Origin of the sequence: Pseudomonas sp. EA_35y_Pfl2_R111, assembly GCF_963970955.1 — a bacterium.
In the GTDB taxonomy this organism is placed as follows: Bacteria; Pseudomonadota; Gammaproteobacteria; order Pseudomonadales; family Pseudomonadaceae; genus Aquipseudomonas.
In genome coordinates, this window is record NZ_CAXAOM010000001.1 from 675,276 (window position 1) to 695,838 (window position 20,563).

Annotated in this window: 11 protein-coding genes and 1 pseudogene; 1 reads left to right on the plus strand and 11 read right to left on the minus strand. The window is 55.3% G+C overall.

Annotated elements, in window-relative coordinates:
• Positions 1-63: 63 nt before the first annotated feature.
• From AACY25_RS03440 to AACY25_RS20890, 7 genes and pseudogenes are all read right to left on the minus strand, one after another.
• Positions 64-1,002 (minus strand): diguanylate cyclase domain-containing protein, encoded by a 939-nt coding sequence (locus AACY25_RS03440; protein ID WP_339522524.1) that lies wholly within the window; start codon positions 1,000-1,002, stop codon positions 64-66.
• 10 nt (positions 1,003-1,012) lie between these two features.
• Entirely contained in the window at positions 1,013-5,521 is a 4,509-nt protein-coding gene (locus tag AACY25_RS03445; protein ID WP_339522526.1) for a PAS domain-containing hybrid sensor histidine kinase/response regulator, read from the minus strand.
• 124 nt (positions 5,522-5,645) lie between these two features.
• Positions 5,646-7,379: a putative bifunctional diguanylate cyclase/phosphodiesterase gene (locus tag AACY25_RS03450; protein WP_339522527.1), complete on the minus strand. Its 1,734-nt coding sequence runs from the start codon at positions 7,377-7,379 to the stop codon at positions 5,646-5,648.
• Between the two features lie 60 nt (positions 7,380-7,439).
• Positions 7,440-8,564 (minus strand): HDOD domain-containing protein, encoded by a 1,125-nt coding sequence (locus AACY25_RS03455; protein ID WP_339410280.1) that lies wholly within the window; start codon positions 8,562-8,564, stop codon positions 7,440-7,442.
• Between the two features lie 388 nt (positions 8,565-8,952).
• A complete protein-coding gene (locus AACY25_RS03460) occupies positions 8,953-11,523 on the minus strand; it encodes a bifunctional diguanylate cyclase/phosphodiesterase (protein WP_339522528.1) in 2,571 nt (856 codons plus the stop codon).
• A gap of 307 nt (positions 11,524-11,830) precedes the next feature.
• Positions 11,831-12,961 carry a methyl-accepting chemotaxis protein gene (locus tag AACY25_RS20885; protein ID WP_445262125.1) on the minus strand — a complete coding sequence of 377 codons (1,131 nt, stop codon included), beginning with the start codon at positions 12,959-12,961 and terminating at the stop codon, positions 11,831-11,833.
• Positions 12,947-13,837, minus strand: a pseudogene (locus AACY25_RS20890) (cache domain-containing protein); the annotation flags it as partial. The pseudogene AACY25_RS20890 and the gene AACY25_RS20885, both read right to left, overlap by 15 nt.
• Positions 13,838-14,152: 315 nt before the next feature.
• Between AACY25_RS20890 and AACY25_RS03470 the strand changes: the two are divergent.
• On the plus strand, positions 14,153-14,830 hold the full coding sequence (locus tag AACY25_RS03470; protein WP_339522532.1) for a DUF4197 domain-containing protein: 678 nt from the start codon (positions 14,153-14,155) through the stop codon (positions 14,828-14,830).
• A 239-nt stretch (positions 14,831-15,069) separates the two neighbouring features.
• On the opposite strand, the gene AACY25_RS03475 is transcribed toward AACY25_RS03470, so the two are convergent.
• The 4 genes from AACY25_RS03475 to AACY25_RS03490 form a co-directional block, all read right to left on the minus strand.
• Positions 15,070-16,188: a hypothetical protein gene (locus AACY25_RS03475; protein WP_339522533.1), complete on the minus strand. Its 1,119-nt coding sequence runs from the start codon at positions 16,186-16,188 to the stop codon at positions 15,070-15,072.
• Positions 16,185-16,748 carry a DUF4365 domain-containing protein gene (locus tag AACY25_RS03480; RefSeq protein WP_339522535.1) on the minus strand — a complete coding sequence of 188 codons (564 nt, stop codon included), beginning with the start codon at positions 16,746-16,748 and terminating at the stop codon, positions 16,185-16,187. Before AACY25_RS03480 ends, AACY25_RS03475 begins: the two co-directional genes overlap by 4 nt.
• A 21-nt stretch (positions 16,749-16,769) precedes the next feature.
• A complete protein-coding gene (locus tag AACY25_RS03485; RefSeq protein WP_339522536.1) occupies positions 16,770-17,900 on the minus strand; it encodes a hypothetical protein in 1,131 nt (376 codons plus the stop codon).
• Positions 17,901-18,939: 1,039 nt separating this feature from the next.
• The gene (locus tag AACY25_RS03490; protein ID WP_339522538.1) at positions 18,940-20,379 is read right to left on the minus strand and encodes a sodium:solute symporter family protein; all 1,440 of its coding nucleotides are present in this window, start codon (positions 20,377-20,379) and stop codon (positions 18,940-18,942) included.
• Positions 20,380-20,563: the final 184 nt, after the last annotated feature.

The window sequence follows — 20,563 nt, forward strand, 5'->3', positions numbered from 1 at the left end:
CCACAGCCACGCGATGGAATGAACGAGGGCACTGACTGCAAAGAATATGCGCGTTTACCGGCCTTACTGCTGATCAGTCAGCGCGCACGAACTGACGCGAGCGCGCCCTGCTTGCTTGGCCAGGTAGAGCTGCCGATCAGCTTCGCCAACAACGGTTTCGGATGTCGCTCCAGCAGCCGGCACAATAGTCGCCACCCCAAGCGAAACAGTAACAACGTGCTCCAAGTCGGAATCCATATGTTCAAGCTTGAGCGCCCGTACGGCTGTTTGCATGCGCTCGGCAAGCTGCACAGCATCGCTCAACCCTGTACTGGGCAACACACAGGCAAACTCTTCACCGCCATAACGCGCCAGCAAATCGTATGGGCGTCTAATCACACCATTAAGCGCCCCAGCCACAGCCTGCAAGCACGAATCACCTCGTTGATGGCCGTAGCAATCATTGAAGCGCTTAAAGTAATCAACATCGATCATGATGACCGATAACGCAGTTTTTTCCCGCAAACTGCGCCGCCAGTTGAGTTCAAGCGCTTCATCGAACTTGCGTCGGTTGGCAACACCCGTAAGGCCATCCAGTAAAGCAATAGAACGCAAGATGTCGCTCTGCCGTTTAAGCGTCAGGTGGGTGTTGACCCGCGCTTTTACAATGACGGGGTTGATCGGTTTAACGATAAAGTCCACCGCGCCCAGCTCAAAGCCACGCACCTCATCCTGCTCTGCCCCCTGAGCGGTAACAAAGATGATCGGGATGTCACGGGTTTCCGGGTCTTCTTTGAGATGACGGCACACGTCATGTCCGTCGAGCCCCTCCATATGCACATCAAGCAGGACCAGGTCCGGCAATATCGTGCGACAACTCTGCAATGCTTGCTCACCGTCCGTGGCCATAAAGATTTCGCACTCGTCACGGAACAACTCGTGCAGCACCAAGATATTGACGCGCTGATCATCAACCAAAAGTATTTTTGGTTTCTGCCGCATAGCCGTTTGCCACCGCTGCATCAATAAACCCTCAGACCGAATTCAGCAGCTCATGCCCAGCCAGTAAAGATGCAGCAAAGTCCAAGGACTGCACTGAATCTAGAAACTTGCCAAACTGGGGCCGCAGCGCCTGTGGCGTCTGCGCCAACAGCGCCTCACTTTGGACTATTGCCTGCATATTGCCGGTCTCTAACAACGCCAGAATATCCCCCAAGGCCTCACGCCATTGTTCGAGGGAAAATACTGCAGGATTTATCTCTGCTGAAGGCAACTCAGTAGGCAATTCAAACATAGCCTTCAGCGCTTGATCACTTGTGTGTAGCAGCTCACGCAACGCCTCAACAAAGCCGCCATCGGCTAACACTTGCGCCTTGGACGCGTCATCTCCATGCAGTAATTGCTGCTCCAGCTCACCCGCCAGCTGTGAAATGGCCCAGGCACCCATGGTGCCGCTGCTGCCTTTGATGGCATGTAGCACAGCGGCCGCACCGGCGGCATTGCGCTGTTCAACCTGCTCTTGCAAGCGAGCGAGCTGCTTCGCCTGCTCTGGCGCGAAACTGCTCAGCACATTGCGAATCAATTGATGATTACCGCCAAAACGTTGATTAATCGAAGCGGCTGACTCCACCGCAGAGTCATGCGGTTGTGCTGGTGGCTGGGTTACTGGCGCCACATCCTCGCGCCCCGCGTGACGCAGTAGTGTGGCAACCATTTTTTCCAGATCAATTGGCTTACCGAGGTGATCATCCATCCCCGCCGCACGGCATGCTTGCTCATCAGCGCTGGACGCATTGGCCGTCATGGCAATGATTTTTAGCCCCTGGTTCCGTGCATCTGCGCGAATCCGCCGCGTTGCTTCCAGGCCGTCGATGTCAGGCATCTGAACATCCATCAACACGGCATCCAGGGTTTGTGCGTTGTCAGTGACCAGCTGCACCCCGTCAAGGCCTCCCTCGGCAAGGGTCACCTGGGCTCCCTCGCCTTTCAATAACTCGAAGGCGACCTGACGGTTGAGCATGTTGTCCTCGACCACCAGTAAGTGCATGCCACTCAAACGCTTTGGCTGCGCAGCGCGTTGGCTGGCTACAGACGGCTGAGGAGCGACCTCCCCCATGGAGACTCGCTGGATCGTATCGGCCAGCTGCTGAGGCGTTACCGGTTTACTGAGGAACCCGGCAAAAGGCGCGTCATCTTCCTGTTGCGCATCAGCCAGCACCTCGCGCCCGTATGCAGTAATCATGATGACCAACGGCATCGACAGCCCCTGACTGCGCTGACGAATCAGCCGTGCTGCGCTCAACCCATCCATATCAGGCATGCGCCAGTCCATCAGGATTACATCGTAGGCTTTACCCTCGCGCTGCATTTGCTCGACGCGCTCAACCGCTTGTAAACCATCATTGACAAGGTCCACCTGCCATCCCAACGCCTCGACCATGCGCGCCAGCAGATAACCGGCCACCTCGTTATCATCTGCCACCAGCAAGCGCATTGGTCGATCAACACCCGGGCAGAACGCGCGCAACGGTAAGGGATGCGAGACACCCAGTTCGATGTCAAACCAGAAGCGGCTCCCTACGCCCACTTCGCTGCTGACCTGCAGTTCACCGCCCATCAAGTTGATCAGCCGCTTGGAAATAACCAAGCCCAACCCGGTGCCACCAAAACGCCGGGTAGTCGATGCCTCAGCCTGAGTGAAGCCATCGAAAATACGGGTCAGGTGATCGGCATTGATACCGATACCGGTATCCGTGACTTCAATACGAACGCTTACTTCCTCACCCAAGCGTTGCAACGCTTCGATCCTGACCACCACTTGACCGTACCGGGTGAACTTCAAGGCATTGCCTGCCAGATTGATCAGCACTTGCTGTAAACGCAGGCTGTCGCCAAGCAAGGCACTGGGTAATTGCGGGTCCAGATCGAACATTACTTCCACATCTTTGTGGCCCTGATTACCCGACAGCACGACCGCTAAATCGCGCATTAACGTCTCGAGTTCAAAGGTGTGTAGATCCAACTGCAACTTACCCGCATCAATTTTTGAGTAGTCGAGGATATCGTTCAGCAGCCCCAGCAAAGACTTTGCAGCTGTCTCGGCCTTGCTGACGTAATCCAGTTGCCGGCTATCCAGTTCGGTGTTCTGCACCAGGTGCAGCATGCCCAGAACCGCGTTCATTGGCGTGCGAATTTCATGGCTCATATTGGCCAGGAATGATGATTTGGATGCGCTGGCCGCATCCGCCTGCTCCTTGGCATCAAGCAACCGTGATTCGAGCTCACGTTGCTCAGTGATGTCGCGATTGATACCCGTAACCCGGACCGCAACACCCCGACTGTCCCTCTCCACCTGAGCGCCTGCCTGAACAACCCGAACCTGGCCATCAGGCCGTACGACACGGAAGATCGGGTCGTACAGGCCTCGCCCCTCGACCGCCATACTCAGCTTGCTCGCCGCCATTTCAACATCGTCAGGGTGTACGCGTGCATGCCAGTGTTCGTAGTTCAAGCCCGTATCACGCAAGCTCAGCGGCTGGTCATACAACTCGAACATACGGTCGTTCCAGCTCAACGAGTTGTCAGCCAGGATCCAGGACCAGATACCCAGCTCGGCCACATCAGCCGCCATCAATAACTGATCACGCGCCGACGCAAACGCATTCTCGGAAGCCTTGCGGGCAGTCAAATCCACAGCAATGCCGAGGTAACCGGTGATCTCGCCATGCTCATCACGCATAGCCGTGACGGCCAGGGACACAGGTAAATAGGTGCCGTTCTTGCGCACATAGGTCCATTCACGTGTCTCGGCCCCCTCGAGTTCGGCCGTGTGCACAAATACGCGGAAGCCTTCTATGGTTTGCCCGTATTGCGCAGTCAATTCGCGTGAGCGAGCCTCTACTTCTTGATTCAGATGGAAGATGGCCGGGCTGCTCTTATCGATCAGCTCAGCCGCCGTGTAACCCAATATGCGCTCTGCGCCCGTGTTGAATAAGCGAATAATGCCCTCGCGATCAGTGGCAATGATCGCGACTTCTGAGGCTGAACGCATCACGTTGCCAAGCAATACATTGAGCTGGTTTAACTCGGATGTACGTTGAACAACCTGAGCCTCAAGGCTGCTGTTGAGTTCATGAATCTTCGCCTCAGCAGCTATTTGCTCAGAGTTATCCCGTACGGTTTTTGACGCCCCGATTACTTGGCCCGCAGAGTCGCGGATAGGCGACACCGTGACGGAAACAGGGATCAACGTACCGTTTTTATCTTGCCGTTGGGTATTAAAACTGGGCACTGATTTGCCCGCTTCAATACAGGCCAGAATCTCGGCTTCTTCACTTTTTAGCGACTCGGGAACGATCAGCTCAGAAAGGCGGCGCCCTAACGCCTCCTGCGCACTAAATCCAAATAGCCTCTCGGCGCCTCCATTCCAACTGGTCACCGTGCCATCAAGGTTTTTCCCAATAATCCCGTCTACCGAACTTGCAACAATCGCGGCCAATTTGGCCTGTTCTGCGATGAACTGCAGTTGACGTGCACGACTAACGCTTAGCACGCCGACCAAGGCGGCCAACAGCACAGAACCAATCAACCCAAGACTCAATACCAATAACGGGGAAAGCTGACGAAGTTGGCTGATAAACAGCGGATGCACGCCGAACTGCAACTGCCAGCGCCGGCCATACACATCACGCTCTACAGTTTTTGAAAGCACAATATCCTGAGTAGCCTCATCCTCAGACTTATAAAAAACGACACCTTGTGTGGGGTCGGTAATGTCACGTAACTCAAGGCTAACGGCCTGCTCCGGCGGGCGTATCCCACTGAGTACGGCATCCATACTTAACGCCGCATAGCTCCAGCCAAATGCTTGCGCCTCACGTGCATCAACGGTGCTTGGATCAACCACGCTACGATAGATGGGCATCAGAATCAGAAACGATTGCTGCGGCTGACCAATGCCCTGCACCAGCGTAATAGGGCCTGACAGACGCACTTCACCACTCAACATGGCGGAACGTGCGGCCTGCCGCCGATTCGCCTCGGAGGCGATATCCAGCCCAATGGCCACCCTATTGGGCTCGACCGGGCTGATGTATTGGATGACATAACGCTCGGCGTCATGGGGCGTAAGCTGGCGAATAGCAAAGTCTGGCCAGCCATCAGCACGCGCCTGAGCCAAAAACGCCACTTCATCTTGCGGGGCTACGCGGCGAATAAAGCCAAACCCTCGCGCCCCCGGGAACTCTACTTCAACGTTGCGCGTCTTGCTGTAGCGGTCAAAACCCTCACGGGTGATGCCGTGCTCGCCCATCGTTTGGATCGAGCCGCGCGCGCCACGCAAACCATACTGATAAAGCTTGATTCGATTGACCACTGCATCGGCAGACTTCTGCGCAGCAGTATTGACGGCCTCACCAGCCTGCTGCTGATTAAACCGAGCAACTCCCACCGCTGCAGCAATGCTGATTACCAAGCCGGCAAGCAGGCTGAGAATGGTCCATTTATTGGCAGCAACGATGGCGTAATTGTTTTTTATCGACATAGCATCCCTACAACAATGTCAGAGCGCTGATCAGCAATGTTCACCCACAGCAAAACCTGGATAACTCAAGCGTGGTGCGGTGATTGGCGAATCAACAAAACGTATCGCACGACTGCTTTTATGGTTATCGAGCACTGAGGTTGCCAGAGTCCAGCAGTACGCAGAGTTGGATAAACGGCACCGGCCGAGAGTACAAGTAGCCCTGCATGATTTGGCAACCAAAGACTTGCAAGGCAGTAGCTTGCTCCTGGGTTTCCACGCCTTCGGCGACCAATTCAAGGCCGAACGCCTGAGCCAGTCTGACAATGGCCTCAATAATCGCTGCATCACTCTTATCAACCAACATGTCACGCACAAAACTTTGGTCGATTTTCAACACATCAACCGGAAAGCGTTTGAGGTAGCTAAGGCTTGAGTAACCCGTACCAAAATCATCGAGCGCAATACGCACCCCCATACCGCGCAAGGCGTTCAGTACGTGTTGCGTGTGCGCGACATCCTTTGCCAGTACACCCTCGGTGATTTCCAGCTCAAGAAACTCTGGCGCAAGCTTCGACGCCAGCAAGGCATCCTGCACTATCTGTAGAAATGACTCTTCGCGAAACTGCACCGCCGAAATATTCACACTAACCACAAGACGCATGCCCTGCGCGATAAGCATCTGGGCATCCTCACAGGCCTGCTGCAGTACGAATGTGCCGATGGGGATAATTAGCCCAGTCTCTTCGGCCAGGGGGATAAACTCGGCAGGGGAGATAAGCTGACCACTGCTGTTACGCCAACGTACGAGCGCCTCCATACCGACCACTACATTCTCGGTGGCCATGACCTTTGCCTGGTAGAAGACCTCAAATACGCCATTCTCCAGCGCTCCACGCATGTGCTGTTCCAACAGGTGCCGCCCGCGGGTGCTGCGCTCGATATCGGGGGAAAAGAAACGACAACGGTTACGCCCATCGAGCTTGGCTTGATACATGGCCGAATCCGCATGACGGTAGAGCGACTCGGTGTCCTCGCTGTCGTCAGGAAACAGACTGATGCCGATACTTGCCGTCAGGTCGTAGCGATTACCTTGAATCATGAAGGGTGTACTGATGATGGCGAGCAATCGCTCAGCAAAATCGCCGACCACATCAAACCCGCTGACTTCTGGCAATAGGACGATGAACTCGTCTCCGCCCTGTCGACTGACCGTATCCAACGCCCTGGATGCCAGCGATAAGCGAGCAGCGACTTCCTTGAGTAGCTCATCACCAATGGAATGCCCCTGCGAGTCATTAATGCCTTTGAAGTTATCCAGGTCCAGCAACAGCATGGCCACATGAACCTCGCTGCGACGGGCCTTCTGCAAGGCTTGCTCGGTACGGTCCTGCAGCAGCGTACGGTTTGGCAACCCTGTCAATGCATCATGATTGGCGAGTTTCTTAGCCTCATAACGCAATGCCAGGTGGGCTTTGATATGGGCCCTGGCCACCGGCGCGTTCAGCGGTTTGTGAATGAAATCAATGCCGCCATATTCCAGCGCGCGCAATTCGTTCTCAGACTGAACATGCGAAGTGACAAAGATAATGGCGGCATCGCAAAGTTTCGGATCAGCCTTCAGTGCCTTGCAGACGGCAAAGCCGCTCATACCAGCCATCTCGATATCCAGCAACACAAGATCCGGCTTGCACTGCCTGGCCATTGCCAAGGCAGAAGGGCCATCATTGGCTAAATGTACCTCCCCTAGATCGCGCACGGCCTCATGCAGAGCGAGCGCATCCGTGGTCTGGTCTTCGACGATCAGAATGACCGACTCGACGTCAATTCCTTTACTTATGCGCATGCGCGGCTCCAGATCCTTGCGTTGCAACTCCATACTCGCTCAGCCTAGCTCGCTTTGTGTTTACTGGTAGTTCACCGAATGTATGCCCATACCTCACGCCAAACCAGCGAGTCTGCTCAGCCGGTCAACAGTGGCCGGTGGTTCGCTATTATTTATAGCGGCTGCAAGCCGCATCAGTACCTGCTCGCGGCGGACCTGCGCCTGTGGCAGCGCATAAACAGCACCTATCAATTCTCGCAAGGCCATAGGCAGTTCCCACTGGGCTTTCAGCTTGATCGCAAATGGCGCGGCAAAATCGCAGATAGCCTGCATAAGCAGGTTTTCATCCAGCGTATTACCTTGGTTTTCCCACTTATAAGCTTGATAGATCACACACAGCTCGCCGATTCGATGTAACAGAGCAGCAGTCTGCAGTGGCACCGGCTCAATGCCACACTGCTTAGCCAACGAAACCACACGCTCAGCAAGAGCGGTGGCATTGTCCAAATAATCTTTCATGAGCACTGACAGGACTAAATTGTCCTGCATGTTGACCTGCTTTAAGGCAAACCCCATCGCCAGATTCACACTGGTACGCGGCCCGAGGCGCCTAAGCGCATCACGCAAGCTGGTGCACTGCGCGCCCAAACCGATATAGGCCGCGCTATTGGACGCGGCAATAAGGTGCACGCAAAGTGACGGGTCACCTTGCCAGCCACTCGCCAATTCACGCAAATCAAGTGACTCTCCGCGATAACCCAGTTGAAGCTGCTCTTTCACCTGTTCCAGCATCGGCAAGTCGAGGCCGTCAGCTGTCAGCCCGCTCAAATAGGCGGTGAATGCTTCCTGAGTCATGGGAGCCGTGGCTACAAAATCCTGCTGCGGGAGGAGCCCTTCAATACACGCCACAACACGTGGCACATCAAATGGCTTGGTAATGAAAGCACTAATGCCCAGCCGCCTTACCTCAAGCACACTCTGCCGGTCAGAGCGGCCGGTAATCATCACCAGTGGTGTTTCGCGGTCCTGTAAACGAATTTTCTGCAGCAAACTCACGCCCGAACCGTCAGGCAAATTCCAATCAGCAAGCACCAGGGTATAGCGCGCCTCCTGCCAAGAAGCGAAAGCACTTTGCATGTCACCAAAGCAATTGACCTGAATGCCGGGACGAAGGCTTAGGACGATCTGTTTCAACAAATCTGCTATCCATGGATCATCGTCAACAATCATCACCTGCATGTACCGCCCCCATGGCCGCTTCAATCCGTTACGCGATGTAGCTATAGGCTCGTGCCGCGTTTCTGACCGCCATTTCACCAACTCAGCCTAGCACTCCATTGATGACCCTGACCTGGCAGTAGACATTGACACGAGCACTGGCAGAGCAGCCGCCAAACGTGGAATGCCCGCAGAGATTCGAGAGATGCGCTGTCGACTCGCCAAGTTGCCATAGACCAAAACGCAGACGTCAGCAACCCGGTGTACGGACTGTAGAAACGGCGTGAACGCTTCGGCCAATGGCCGCGAATAGGCATGCCCCGCTCCATCTCCTACGAGACTTGGGGGATAACGCTTTAACCCGCTAACACAACCGTTCTACGAAGCAGGCACCTGCCCCACTGCCGCGTTAACACAAAAGACGCAACGCCTCGGGCGGCATCGGCCGGTTGAGAAAATAGCCCTGAGCTTCATCGCAACCGTATTTGCGCAGCAGGTCGAGTTGCTCCTGGGTTTCCACACCCTCGGCAGTCACGGTCAGCGTCAACGCCCGACCGAGGCCGATAATGGCCTGGATAATCGCCTGGCTATTCTCGGCGGCGTGCAGGTCGGTCATAAAGCTGCGATCGATCTTCAGGCCATCGAACGGGAAGGAGCGCAGGTAGCTGAGGGAGGAATAACCGGTCCCGAAATCATCCATCGACAGCCGCACGCCCAAGCCTTTCAGCTCCAGCATCAACGCCAGGGCACCCTCGGCATCCTCCAGCATGACGCTCTCGGTAAGTTCCAGTTCCAAGCGGTGCGCTGGCAGGCCGGTTTCTTCGAGCACAGCACGGATCTGCGCCACCAGTTGGCCGCGGCGAAACTCCACCGGTGACAGGTTGACCGACACGATCAGCGCTTCGCTCCAGCTTAGGGCTTCCCTACAAGCGGCACGTAGCACCCAAGCGCTGAGCGGGATGATCAGACCGGTGCTTTCGGCAATCGCAATAAAGCTGTCCGGCCCCAACAGACCACGCTGCGGGTGCTGCCAGCGAACCAGGGCTTCGGCCGCCACTATGCGTTGGCTGCTAACGCTGTAACGCGGCTGCAGCACCAAGCGTAATTCTTCATTGGCCAGGGCCTGGCGCAGGTCACTCTCCAGTTGGCGACGCTCGATGACTCGCTCGTTCATATCTTTGGCGTAAAAACACCAAGAGCTTTGCCCAATGCCTTTGGCTTGGTAGAGGGCGATATCAGCAAAGCGCAACAGCTCATCCGCCTCGGTAGTGTCAGCCGGTGACATGGCCACACCAATGCTGGCGCCGAGAAAAATAGTGTGGCTGCCAATGTTGAAAGGCTGTTCGATACCGGCGATCAGGCGCGCGCAAAGCCGCTCGACTTCCTGCGCCGCAGCTATACCGCAGACAATCAGGATAAATTCATCGTTGCCCATGCGCGCCACCAAGTCACCGTCACGCAGAGCGAAGCGCAAACGTTGCGACACCTCGGCAAGCACCTGATCGCCCACCTCATGGCCGAACGAGTCATTCACCGGTTTGAAACGGTCCAAATCAATGCTCAGCATGACCAAAGGCTTGGATGCTGAAGACAGGGCCTTGAGTTTGCCTTCGAGAAACGCCTGCATGCGATTGCGATTCGGCAGGCCGGTCAGCGCATCATGCAATAACAGATGCTCGATGCGCGCCTGAGCCTGTAGTTCATCGGTGATATCGCTAACCGTACCGCGGTAGCCATCGGCCATCGGGCCGTCCTCAATACGCAGCAATGTCAGATGACAGGTGCGCAGCTCACCATCGAGATCGCGGTACTGGCATTCGCAGTTATGGCTGGCCATTGCATGGCTGTTGCACCCCTGCAGCCAGGCATCCAACCCGCCAGGGAACTGCATCAACTCGCTCAACGGACGACCTAGCCAGGAACTGACCGGATGCCCGGTCAACGTCTGAAAGCGAGTCGACAGGTACGTCAGACGCAGCTCTGCATCAGCCTCCCAGATCCAGTCCGAAGCGGCCTCGGCTACATCGCGAAAGCGCAGTTCACTGGCAGCCAGCGCCTGCTGACTGGCATATAAAGAGGCATAACTGGCGTCTACTTCCCGCGCCGACGCGATGGCCCAACGCAGGTTCAGCCAAGTGATCAGAGCAAAAATAGCGCCGCCCAGGCCCAGCAGCGGCAAAATCAGATAGAGCAATTGTCTACCGGGCTGTGCAGGCTCCCAGTGCAACCACAGAGGCGCTGCCCCCACACTGGTCAGCGACAATGTGGGCGAGGCTTGGGGGTCGGCAGGCGCAGCCACCAGCCGTAAGTTATCGACGCCGAAATCCTGGCCAAGGGCCTGCAGCTTTGCGGGAGTGAGCAGGTCGACAAACAGCAGAAGCGAGGGCGGCCCTGTCTGTATGCCGACCTGCGGATCGCCACCCGTGGTAAAACCGGTAGCGGCCAGCAGCGCTGCTTGCCCGCCGACCTGCGCAAACCCGACAACCGGCTCCTCATCTTCGGTTTGTCTGCGTGCCTGCTCCAGCAGTTCGTCTATGTCTTGCCCCAGCCATTGCCCCAGTTCGCTGCTCACCCTCTGGCCGTTGACCACCGAATAGGAGGTACGCCCCTGAGGATCGACCACGAACACGCCCTCATAGGCGAAGTCCTGAAATAGGCTGGGCCCCAGATTCTGCCGGGTATAAGCCCACTCATAATTGACTGTGACGTGCAGGTTGCGATACGCCTCCCCCCAGTATGCGTAGTCTTTAAGGGTCGCCAATATCGACTTTTCTCGGGCTCTGATGGCCTTGTCGAGATAGAACAAGCTCTGCTCGGTCGCCCGCGCATTCTGCTGTAGGGCGATCTGCACCAGGCCCCCGCTGGTCACCACAAACAACAGCAATAGCAACGCGGCCATAAACAACAGGGAGTGGCGAGTGGCAGTTGAAGAGGCAACAGCTTTGCCGGGGAGGCGGGCCAATTCGGCGGGTAGCGGCATTTAGAGTCCTTAGGGCCTGTCCAAAAACACTGTCGTGCGGGAACCCATTTTATTTCACGAGCATAGCAGCATTAAAACGCCCTGCTCGCCGCCGACAGCCGTAGCTTTACTGACCTAAAAGCCGCACGCCACAGGGCGTTAAGCCGACAGGCGCGACCCAAAATCATTGACCAAGCCCAACACCTGTTGACCGCCAAGGCCGAACTTGGTGGGTGCTGGCCCAGCTGGATAGCCGCCAGCCTAGGCGCGCCTAAACTCTGCGCTTACCCGCAAAAAGCACCTGTTAGTTACAGCCGCTAGATAACAGCTAGCCCCGGCTTAATCCGGTCAACCGTGATGACAACGCCTGCATGGCACTGCTGACCTCATCCAGCGCCTGGGCATCGCGGGCGTTTTCTTCACTGATGCTGTGGATACGCACCGCCAGTTCGTTGATCTCCTGAGTGACATGGCTTTGCTGCTGCGCCGCCACGGCGATCTGCTGGGCGCGTTGGGAAATATCATCGAAGCTCTGCACTGTGCTGGACAGCGCCGACGCTGCGCCTTCGGCTTCAACCACCGCATGTTCGGTACGTGCCTCACCGGCCTGCATGGCCTGCACCGCCTGGCGTGAGGCCTGCTGCAAAGCGCTGATCATGGTGCTGATCTCATTGGCCGAGGCCTGGGTTTTACCCGCCAGGGTACGCACTTCATCGGCTACCACGGCAAATCCACGTCCCTGTTCACCGGCACGCGCGGCCTCAATTGCGGCGTTCAGTGCGAGCAGGTTGGTCTGTTCGGAAATCGCCTTGATCACATCCAGCACGGCGCCGACCTGCTGACTGTCTTTCTCCAACCGACTGATCACCGAGGCCGCGTCAGCCATCTCCGCCGACAGCGCCTGAATCGCCGAGCTATTAGAGGCAACCTTCTGCTGCCCCTGCTGCACGACTACCAGTGAACTCTGCGCGGTATTGGCGCAATCGTTGGTGTTCTGCGCCACTTCCTGGGCACTCGACGACATCTCGGTAATCGCCGCAGCCAGCTGGGTGTTCTCTTGCCGCTGTTGTTCAGCGCGCCCGGCCAGGGTGCTGCTCAAACCGCCCAGTTGTGCGGCTTCGGCCTGCAGGTGATCGGCTTCCTCGGCGATGCGCTGGAGCATGGTGCGTAACTGCCCGGCATAGCGATTGACCGCGTGGCGCAACGCGCCGATTTCATCCTCGCGCTCCACACTCAGCTCAACATCGCGGCTGGCCGACCCTCGGCCCAGGGAATCGATCTGCGCGGTGGTTTCTTCCAGTTGGCCGATTAGCTTGCGACCAGCAAACCAGGCCAGCGCCAGTAACACCGCCAGCAGCGGCAGGAGGAACAGCAGAATCTCCCAGGTCAGCGCCCTGGCCAGGCCGGTAACCCGCTCCTGCGGGGTTGCCAGGCCGATTACCCAGCCGGTATCGGGCATCACAAACAGGCTGACGCGGCTGGCCTGCTTAAGCTGCTCATCGTTCTCCAGGTCAAGGTTGCGAATCGCCCCTGAACTGCTGCTGGCCAGCGCCTCCTGCACCGGCTTAAGCCAGCTGTGCTGCTGCGCCAAATCGGCGAACTTGAGCATTGCGCCGCCCTTAGTTCCGGTCATGCCGGGAAAATGCAGCACGTTACCGGCCTGATCGAGGGCGAAGGCGTAGCCATCGGTGACCTTGCCCTGCTCGGTGAGAAAGCGCGCCAGATCATCCAGCAGCAGATCCAGGGTGGCGACGCCGGCAAAGCGACCCTCAAGCTGGTAAGGCACGCTACAGGTCACCATCGGCACGCCGGTCACCGCATCCTGATAAGCCTCCGACCACAGGCACTGACCGGCCGGGCTGCTGCGCGCACCGGTGTACCAGGCATCGTTGTGGTAACCGGGACCATCGGCGGCGTTGTAATCGTCGGAATAGGCCAACTGCCCGTCACCACCGCGCGCCCAGAAGAAACTACGGCGCGCCGTGCCCTCACTAAAGGCATTTGGCTCTGGCCACACACCACCGCCGGCAATCGCTTTATCACCCTGGCTATCGATCAGATTGGGCAGGCTGTTGAGGTACAACGGCTCTTCACGCGGCAGCACTTCGGCCAGATGCGCCAGGCTGGCCGTCACCCCTTCAATGCGCGCCAACTGCAACGCCAGCTGACGCACGATGGCGCTGCCGGTCTGCTCGATCAGCTCGCCACTGGCCGCCACCACACGCGGCTGACCACGCAGGGCCATCACGGCAAACACCGCCAGCGCGGTCAGAATCAGAAGGACGATGCAACCCAGGGTCAAACGCTGCGACAACCGAACGGGGACGAAAGCCATGCTATTACTCCTGCTTGGAAAGGACGCTCAGAGGGACTACCAGAACTGCTTACGAACCGCTCCTAGTTCCACCAGCAAGATCAGGTACTGCAAAAACAGTACTAATTTGCGTACGCGCGCTCTGATGCTGAACACCTCAGATGTATGCCATGAGTTATAGATGAATAAGCGCAGGGCCGTGGCGCTTGGCCCGCGCAGCACCAACTAACTGCACGGGCTTGCAACAGCCTGAGTACGACACGAGTACATTTGCCTGTACGCGCCACTCCGTTAAGCTCCAGCTACTGCCTTACCCATCGCACAAGGATGCCCCTCATGCTTCGTCTTATCTCCCTGGCCGCCGGCCTCGCCCTCTCCAGCAGCGCCTTCGCCCTGTCGCTGGCCGACCTCTCGCAAAGCGACGCCAGCGGCGGCCTCAAGGACGCCCTCACCCAAGGCGCCAAAGTGGCCGTGCAGCAACTGGGCAAACCCGGCGGCTTCAGCAATAACCCGGACGTACGCATCGAGCTACCGGGCAACCTCGGCAAAGCCGCAAAAACCATGAAGATGATGGGCATGGGCGCACAGGTTGATCAGCTCGAAGCCAGCATGAACAAAGCCGCCGAAGCCGCCGTACCGCAAGCCCAGGCGCTGCTGGTGGATTCGGTGAAGAAGATGACCGTGCAGGACGCCAAGAGCATCCTCGCCGGCTCGGAAGATTCCGCCACCCAGTACCTGAACAAAACCAGCCGCGAACAGATCCGCGCCAAGTTCCTGCCCATCGTTAAACAAGCCACCGACCAGGTCGGCCTGGCCAAGCAATACAACAGCTTCGCCGGCCAAGCCGCGAGCTTCGGCGTGATCGACGCGAAAAGCGCGAATATCGAGAACTATGTAACTGAGCAGGCGCTGGACGGCCTGTTTGCGATGATCGCTGAGCAGGAAGCCAGCATCCGGGAAAACCCGGCTGGGGCGGCGACCAGCTTGGCGAAGAAGGTGTTTGGGGCGTTGTAAGAAGGGTTGGATGGATGTGAAAAAGCCAGACCGTGAGGTCTGGCTTTTTTGGCACTGCAGAAATCTGGCTTATTGAAGAATAAATCTGCCCACTTTTCCGCAATAAATAAAGTATTGCATCGGCAAAAAAGCCGCAGCGAACAAGAAAAAGAACCAACACCCCTTAAGAAAGAACCACAGCCTAAATATTAATCAAACACAGCCATAACTATAAAACATATACATGCAACATACTGCTTCTAGAAAAGCTCGACCACCACATCTTCTGCAATTTTAATTTTTTTCACTTCGAAAGCCTCAACTTTCGCCCGACTGCCATCGGAAAAAAACAGATTACCACTTACCCAAACACGCTGCCTTTTAACATGCCTTTCGTTTAGACTTTCATAAAGAGAACCATCGACTAGAACAGAAGTGGAAAAAGTTCTTCCATCGTATTCAAAACGTATATACACGCGACCTTCAGCCTCACCCTCCCTGCGCGTAAAACTTTCTAAATATGCGGGAAGAGCCTCTACTCTCGCAACCTGATAGTGCATTAGTATCTTTGAGTACTCGATAATCCGTACACGATCTTCACGATCAAACGAAATAGCTTCTGGAGCCGATACTAACGTCGGCTCCAAGAAAGACCATACGAAACCAAAATCTACCGTATCAGCCTCATCAACAAAAACACTTGAAACACCATTGCAGTATCGATGATCAATACCTTCCCTCAAAAGAGAGCTTTTAACCGCGGCTTGATCTCCAGTTAAAATAGACTTAAATCTTTTCAACCTACTGGCAAAATTTATATTAATGAGGCGACCTATAGAACTAACACCAGCAACATTCAACACAGGGACATCTGCGCCAGGTGGATTGTAGAGCTTCGCATCAAAGTTGAAGATAAAGCTCCCTGCACGCGGAGCAGACAATCTAAGTGATTCTAAGTAACCACGAGATATATTTCTTTTCCCTTTTATATTTACAGCTGAACTAGCTGCAATCTTGAAAAGAGTATAAACACCTGACATCACAGTAACGCCTGAAGCCAAGCTAATAGCTCCTTCAGAAATAGCTGCTCCTGACTCTCTTAGGGAGAAAAAATCATAATCTGAACTCAATAGTAACTTTTGTATTTCAGCAAAACTCTTACCTTCCCTGGATGAAATAACCTCTATAGCTTCATCTAGCAAATCTCGAGATTGCTTGTGATTGACCAATATAGAATCAGGAATCAATAACTCCGAGGTCACATTATCTGGGGAACGATAGGCATCATAACGTCCCTCTTCACGACTAAAGCAAGTCCACTGATGAGCAGCTAAATACTTATGCAAAGAATAAAGAATCAATTCATTATAGGTTCTCATACTGGAGCCCCTACATTATTTTGAATGGGATAGCCTTGACTAACTTGTTGCATCATCCAAAGCAATGTATTAGGCCCCAACCTTTGGGCAAGAGGAATGCGCACTGAAATATTACTCTTATTAGCGCTAGGCGGAAGCCCTGCCAAGCTACACCAATACGTTGCATATCGAAGAGTGAGTCCTAAATCCTTGTGCTGCAACCAACAGACTTGATCAATAGGCGCAAAGTGAACAGCTAGCAAGATTGGAATTATTGAAGGTTCAACGAGATAATTATAATTATGGACTGGAAGCGGGTAAACCAACTCATTAGTAGCCGTATCAATATAAGAGTGCGAACTAGTACACTTAAGCTGGATTTCAACTTTAGGAGAAGAGAACCTCCCTGTAAAATTCTTTCCCCGAAGCGTGATATCTACACCATCATTATCAATTTCAGGCTCATTATGATTGAGACCAGTAGCAGCACATAACGCTTGGATATAAGCAAAACTCAACAACTCTTTTGAATGAGAAACAGCCGTACCACCAGACCCTCGAAGTCCTTTTTGAGATGACATTCACGCCCCCACCATCAACCACTAAACAATAGTGTTATTAAGCATCATATCTAGAAGCTGCTCGCGCACCAACAACTCACCCTTATATATTACAGAGCCGAAAGTATCGTCTACCAACCACTTCCCGTTGGCCCTGACGTGAACATGAACACCCTTCTCTTGAGAGCGATTGGCAGTCCACAGGATTGCAGGTGTCGACGCCCACACAGCAAAATTACAACCTTCAAACTCGTCTAAATTGAGAATTCTTTCAGGAACTTCATAAGCTGCTGAAGAATCAAACTGATCATGCAATGGCTTTAATGGGGTGGAAACAATTGGCTGCTTACTCCAAGTACTATCTCGACCACAATTCCCACAAAAATGTTTGCGATGGGGTTTCAAACCGAACTCACCCAAATCCAAGTGTGGATATCCACAAGTACTGCAGTTTATACAGTCCAAATCACGACCATGCTCAATTGCCAGCATAAACTCTAAAGCTGAAGGAGGCGTTATATTAACTTTTGATATTTCCGAATTACCAAATAAGTCAGACTCTGGATTATAGTGCAAAGAAATTGCCTCATAATCACCATCTATAACCTTGGCAGCATTAACCTCTTCTCTAACATGAAGATGTATTTTAGGGGGCCGTGGTCTAATAATTTCTCCGCTAGTGATTGCCGGGGGCAGCGAGCACCACATCCCCACTTCCACATGCTCATCTAAACGAATATGAAAAGGGTTCAAAACATAGCTCATAGGCTGATCATGGTTAGAGCAAATAGCTCGACCCGCTCGCCTGGCAGACAAAATATCGGCCTTTGTGCCCCAATGTTTCTGATGCGTTCGGCACCACCAACGATCAGGACCATGACGGAATTTACCAGCATCGACTAAATCGCAAGCAAGGATCGCATCATTACCTTGCTCAGCAGCAAAACTTCCGAGCACCTCTTGGGTAAAGACTGCAATGTTTCCTAATGTTCTTCCGTAAGCCCAGCAGATAGCCTCTGCCTGGGCATGCCCTTGATCGACTTCTGGCCGAAGCGGTTGCTCGAGACCTAAGCGCCTGAGAAAAACTTTGCGCGAAGGCTCTCCCTCTGGGCGCTCCCACTCACATTCCCATAGCTCAAGCCGGCCGTTGTGCTCGCGACGCTCGATAAACATCAGATACCCCCACCTTGCAGTCGTGTTTGAGTATCTCTCACGGGTGACTACATCGACAGTATTTTCTGAAACGCTCAGGTTCAAAGGGATCGTGATAGAACAGGAGCGACTATGCGGTGAATTTAGAGGATTACACTCGCCACGCAGAGGTGATTGAGAATGCAGGGATCCGGTTCGTACCCCTGCGTACACCAGACAAAACAATGGCTTAGCTCGTGAGGTTAAGCGCAGAGATATTCATCGACCCTCTAACGCCCGCCGCATTTTCTCTAACTGCTACTACTGGTTTCGCCTTTACGGCGAGTCACTTTCTCTTTGCGCGCGCAAAGAGAAAGTAACCAAAGAGAAAGCGCGCCCGGCATCCGGGTTTCGCTGCGCTCAACTCCCCTCGCTCCGGTGCTGTTCCGAGGGTCGTCACGGTGGGCCATCCCTGGCCCATCGTTCCTCGTTTGGCATCCATGCCAAACGCCCCTCTCCACAACACCTACGCTCGGCCTCCTGACGGGATTCGGGGACCGCGTTGTTTGGGCGAGCTTTGGATGGCAGAGCGAAAGGCAAAAGCAGAACGGAAAAGCAGAAGAAAAAGCAAAAACATCGCGGGCAAGCCCGCTCCTACAGTTTGCTTTGCTCCTAGAACACCAATCTCCCAGACGACGCCAAACGCCCCATCAGGAGGCCGAGTGGAATCGTTGTGGAAGGGTGCGAGCCGCATGGATGCGGCGAGAGGCGTAAAGGGCCAGGGACGGCCCTTGTACGCCGGTCCCTGGAGGAATGATGGAACGAGGGAAGTCGAGCGCAGTGAGACCCGGATGCAAGGGGCAAGACTTTTTGCTTACTTTTGGGGCGTCTGCCAAAAGTGAGCCGCCGTAAGGGCGGAACCGTTAGTCCAAACAACACATAAGCGGCGCAAACAAAGCCCCCAAAATAAACAACAAAGCTCGCGGCCATAGGCCGCTCCTCCAGAGGCGATATGCCCTCGCCCGGCCCAAAAAACAAAACCCCCGCCAATCAGCGGGGTTTTGTCCGTCAAACGCCTGGCTTATTCCGCCTGCGCCACCAGCGTGCCGTTGTGGTTACGGCTCCACTGCGGCAGCAGCGTACCAATCAGCATACCGGCCATGCTGAACAGCAGGCCCGCCAGCTGCGGCGGCCAGAAGGCGGCTTCGCTCCAGGTGTATTCCAGATAGATCCACGACACCAGACCAAAGGCGATGGCAACCAGCGCGCCCTGAGTGGTCGCACGCTTCCAGAACAGGCCTGCGAACAACGGCACTACGGCCGCCACCAGGGTCACCTTGTAAGCGTTGCCGACCATCTCGTAGATGCTCGCATCCGAATACAGGGCAAAGCTCAGGGTCGCCACCGCACAGACCACAATGGTGAGGCGCATCAGCAGCAGGAACTGCTTGTCGTTAAGCACCGGCAGGAAGCGCTTGAGCACGTTCTCGGTCAGGGTCACCGACGGTGCCAGCAGTGTGCCGGAGGCGGTGGACATGATCGCTGAGAGCAGCGCGCCGAAGAACATGATCTGGGCAAACAGCGGCGTTTTTTCCAGAATCATCAGCGGCAGAATCATCTGCGAATCTTCTGCCAGCCACTTCTCGACCAGCGCCGGGTCGATCATCGAGGCGGCGTACACCAGGAACACCGGCAGCATGCAGAAGCCGAGGTAGAACACCGCACCGGTCATCGAGGCGCGGGCGGCGATGTTCTCGCTCTTGGCCGACATCACGCGCTGGTATACGTCCTGCTGCGGGATGGAGCCGAGCATCATGGTCACCGCGGCGCCGATAAAGGCGACGATGTCCTTGGGCTCGAAGGCGTGCATAAAGGTGAACTTGCCTTCGCTGGCTGCCTTGCTGATCACCAGGTCAGCGCCGCCGGCCATGTCGCTGAATAGCCAGACCAGGTAGATCAGGCCGACGACGATGATGATCATCTGGAAGAAGTCAGTCAGGGCAATCGACCACATGCCGCCAAACAAGGTGTACAGCAGCACGATAAAGGTGCCGAGGAACATGCCCTGGGTGGTGCTGATACTGCCGTCGGAGATGACGTTGAACACCAGGCCCAGCGCAATCAGCTGCGCGGCGATCCAGCCCAGGTAGGACATGACGATGACCAGGCTGATGATCAGCTCGACCTGCGGGCCGAAGCGCTTCTTGAAGTAGTCGCCGATGGTCAGCAGGTTCATCCGATACAGCGGCCGGGCGATAAGCAGGCCGACCAAAAACAGGCAACCAAAGGAGCCGAATGGGTCTTCGACGATGCCGGCAAAGCCTTCTTCGAGGAAGGTGGCGGGGATACCCAGCACGGCCTCGGAGCCAAACCAGGTAGCGAACACCATGGCGGCGACGATGGGGAAGCCCATGCTACGACCACCGGAGGCGAAATCGCGGGTGTTGTGCACCCGGGTGGAGGCGTAGAAACCGATGGCGACAGTCACCAGCAAATAGAGCGCAACGAACCAGATCAGCATGCTTTCCCGTTCCACAGACGTCAGCCCACCGCATGCATGGCCCACGCAGGCTGCGCAGGACGCGACGATGGGCTACAGGTTTTTGTTATGTGCATTTTTGACGGGTAGCTGCACGCGCCCGTTCAAGGTCGCGCAGTCTGGCAAATACGTAAAATATGTCAAACAAAAACGACGAAACGTAAGC